This is a genomic window from Dehalococcoidales bacterium (assembly GCA_028717385.1).
In the GTDB taxonomy this organism is placed as follows: Bacteria; Chloroflexota; Dehalococcoidia; order Dehalococcoidales; family CSSed11-197; genus CSSed11-197.
Genome location: JAQUNW010000066.1, coordinates 1 through 3,251, shown reverse-complemented (window position 1 = coordinate 3,251; position 3,251 = coordinate 1). Strand labels below are relative to the sequence as shown.

The window sequence follows — 3,251 nt, the reverse complement described above, 5'->3', positions numbered from 1 at the left end:
GATGGCGGCTTCCATCGCGGAGGGGAAATCAGCAAGGCGATTGCCGCTGGAGCTGATGGCGTTATGTTAGGTTCTATCTTCGCCCAGGCACAAGGAGCCCCCGGAAGAGGTTACCACTGGGGTATGGCCAATCCACACCCCGCGCTTCCCCGCGGTACCCGTATCAAGGTTGGCACCACCGGTACCCTAGAGCAGATTCTTTACGGACCCAGCTCTCTTACCGATGGTACTCAGAACTTGGTTGGCGCCCTCCAAAACACCATGGGGCTTTGCGGTGCGGCCAATATCAGCGAAATGCACCAAGCCGAAATGGTAATTGCCCCCTCTATTATTACCGAAGGTAAAGTATGGCAGTTCGCCCAAGGGCAGGTTAAAAAGTAATAACCAATAATCCCTGAAGGATACATTTAAGGCTGGCACACCTGTGCCAGCCTTCATTTTTCTTGGTCAGTTTGTTAAACGTTATTCATCGTTATCATAATCGTCTTCATCATCATCTTCATCCGGCATCGGTTCGTTCAGGTCCTGAGCACTGTTCTTTACAGAAGGAATAATGGGTACAAGCGCTATTTTTTTATGCCGTGAATCCAAATCCAGTTTATCGATTACCTGCCTCAATTCTTGAACAGCAGCAGGGAAGGCAGGATCGGCATCTACCACAAAACCATCGATGCCATAATTCCACATTTCTTCAATATCCTGAGCCGTTATAGTTAAATCCACGTGAATAAGTAGCGGCTTGGATACAGCCAGTGCCATGCGGCGGCAGAGTATATAGTTTTTTATCGTCAACCGGCATGAGAGCCTTTCTTTATCTTCAATTACTATCGCATCTATCGGAAGGTTATCTAGCTGGCGCAGATACTTATCTTCGATATCCGGTTCAACCACCAAAGCTTTACCTGCCTCGGTTTCTTTGATCTGATTCATATCAGCATCCAGGTTAAGTGCAAAAAAATCGTTTTGACAGTGGACCATATTACCCAGCCAACAGCCATATGGCATTTTGGTAGTTTCTTTTTCAAGCTGTTTGATAAATCGGTCGGCCACTTCTTCCTGGAATGTATCAATAAAAACCGCGTCGGCTCCCTTAACTAAAGAGGAAGATTGTTTTTCTTCACCGGACACCCTGGCCACAAGCACGGGGCGGGGTTTAGTCTTAGCTTTGCTTACTCCTGTAAATCCCAGCGGTGGTACTTCCAGCCGGGCGGCGATTTTGAGTTTTTGAATGAGCTGACTCACATACATACTCCCAATCAGGTATATTTAGGGCTAATATGCCAAGAACAGTTTACTTGAATAAGGCCGTTTTTAGCAAACTTGATGTGTGGCGTTTTGATATTTTATAAACGCAATAGAAATACAAACACTATTATTTCATATGTAAGTTTTTATAATAATCATCAATAAACAGCCGGGAATTAACATAGATAACAAAAGAACAATTTTTCCGTTTTCAGCCGGTAATACTATCTTCTCTCATATGCAGCCTATATAATAACCCTAAATTAAACAACGGAGGTAAACCATGACCCAATCCATTAAAGATCTATTAAATCTCAAAGGCAAGGTTGCCGTGGTTACCGGAGCAGCCATGGGGATAGGAAAAGCTATTGCCTACCGTCTAGTTGAAAGCGGTGCAAAAGTACTTATTGCTGATATCAATCTGGAGGCAGCAACCGCAACGTCCGAGGAATTCAACTCCCAGGGTTTTAATACAGCGGCTACCAGAGCAGATGCCTCAAGTGTAAGTGACTCCAAAAAAACCATTGAAAAAGCAATTGAAACTTTTGGAGATCTAGATATTTTAGTTAACAATGCCGGCATATACCCATTTTCTCAGGCAATTGATCTATCTGAAGAAGTATGGGATAAAACCCTCAATATTAATTTAAAAGGCGTGATGTTCTATTCTAAAGCCGCAGCCATCGCTATGAAAGAAAGAAAGCACGGCGGAAAAATTATCAACATTGCCTCAATAGATGCATTCCGTCCTACCGGTAATATCGCTCACTATAACGCCTCTAAGGGAGGGGTAGTTATGCTTACCAAAGCCCTTGCCAAAGAATGGGCGCCTCTTGGTATTATGGTTAACGCGGTAGCTCCTGGTTCAATTACTACACAAGGCACTACCGCTAGCATCACCGGATTGAGTCAGGAACAGCAAAAAACCATTGCACAGCAATATGTGGCCAAAATACCCATTGGCCGGTTCGGTCAACCGGATGATATTGCCAAGGTGGTGCTCTTCCTTGCCAGTACAGCATCTGACTATGTTGTAGGCACAACTATTGTCGCGGACGGAGGAGTTTTACTCAGCTAGTTATTGATACTAGCAGGTGTTTAACAATATAATCTTTACGTGATAACAATCTGGTTATTAACTCATATATTGTAAGGGGAAAAATATGAAAGCACTTGTTGTATATGACTCAGTTTACGGCAATACAGAAAAAATTGCGGAGGCTATTGGTAAAGGGCTTTTAGATTTTGTGCAAGTCAAAGTCTTCAAAGTCAACGAGGTTGATCCCCAGTATTTAAATGAATACGACCTTGTTATTGTCGGTTCGCCTACCCAAGGCGGCAGACCAATCCCTTCCATCCAGACGTTTCTGGCCAACATTCCCTCCAGTGGTCTTAAAGGAGTAAAAGTCACCTCCTTTGATACCGGCATCCCGAAAGAAGGCAAAGGCTGGTTATTGAAGCTGGTGTCGAAGATTCTTGGTTACGCTGCTCCCCGGATTGCCAAAGACCTGGAAGCAAAGAGCGGTAATTTGATAGCCGATCCAGAAGGATTTTTTGTTGATGATAAAGAGGGCCCGCTGGTAAAAGGCGAAGAAGCCAGAGCCACCGAATGGGCAAAAGCTCTACCAATCAGCTAGGTTGTTTTAAGTATCATTATGCTAAATAGATGGCTGTCGGATTCTAAAAGCAGGTGATAATAAAGACGGGGCAAGGCAACCAAAAGCATAAGGATCAATAAATTCATCAATATGATTCTAATACTATGAAAGCGGGGGTATGACGTTGTCAATTCATTTCTTATGAATCAAACGTTGCCTTTTTGCTTCCTTCTCCAACTCTGATAATCCTGATGCCTGTGCCAATTTTGTGTAACCATCGGTTATTATTTCGTAAACAGTTGTTGGCATAAAAAGAATACGGGGTGAATTAAGTTCGCCAAAGTAGAACGAAACATCAGACAAAACTTCTGTTGGTTGAGAGTAATGTATTGGTGGAGATATTGGACT

General features: G+C 43.5%; 5 protein-coding genes. 3 read left to right on the top strand and 2 right to left on the bottom strand.

Going from position 1 to position 3,251, the window contains the following annotated elements:
- On the top strand, positions 1-381 hold a 381-nt coding region (locus tag PHX29_07350), incomplete at its 5' end, for an IMP dehydrogenase (protein MDD5605697.1).
- Between the two features lie 81 nt (positions 382-462).
- On the opposite strand, the gene PHX29_07345 is transcribed toward PHX29_07350, so the two are convergent.
- Positions 463-1,242, bottom strand: coding sequence for a hypothetical protein (locus tag PHX29_07345; protein ID MDD5605696.1), 780 nt, complete (start codon positions 1,240-1,242; stop codon positions 463-465).
- 286 nt (positions 1,243-1,528) lie between these two features.
- Between PHX29_07345 and PHX29_07340 the strand changes: the two genes are divergently transcribed.
- On the top strand, positions 1,529-2,323 hold the full coding sequence (locus PHX29_07340; GenBank protein MDD5605695.1) for an SDR family oxidoreductase: 795 nt from the start codon (positions 1,529-1,531) through the stop codon (positions 2,321-2,323).
- Between the two features lie 85 nt (positions 2,324-2,408).
- Entirely contained in the window at positions 2,409-2,882 is a 474-nt protein-coding gene (locus PHX29_07335) for a flavodoxin family protein (protein MDD5605694.1), read from the top strand.
- 153 nt (positions 2,883-3,035) lie between these two features.
- Here PHX29_07335 and PHX29_07330 read toward each other — a convergent pair.
- The coding region (locus tag PHX29_07330) for a hypothetical protein (GenBank protein ID MDD5605693.1) at positions 3,036-3,251 on the bottom strand (216 nt) is incomplete at its 5' end.

Bases quoted from the DNA above. Each gene is read 5' to 3' on its own strand.
- PHX29_07340 (MDD5605695.1), top strand. From the start codon at position 1,529: ATGACCCAATCCATTAAAGATCTATTAAATCTCAAAGGCAAGGTTGCC.
- PHX29_07335 (MDD5605694.1), top strand. From the start codon at position 2,409: ATGAAAGCACTTGTTGTATATGACTCAGTTTACGGCAATACAGAAAAA.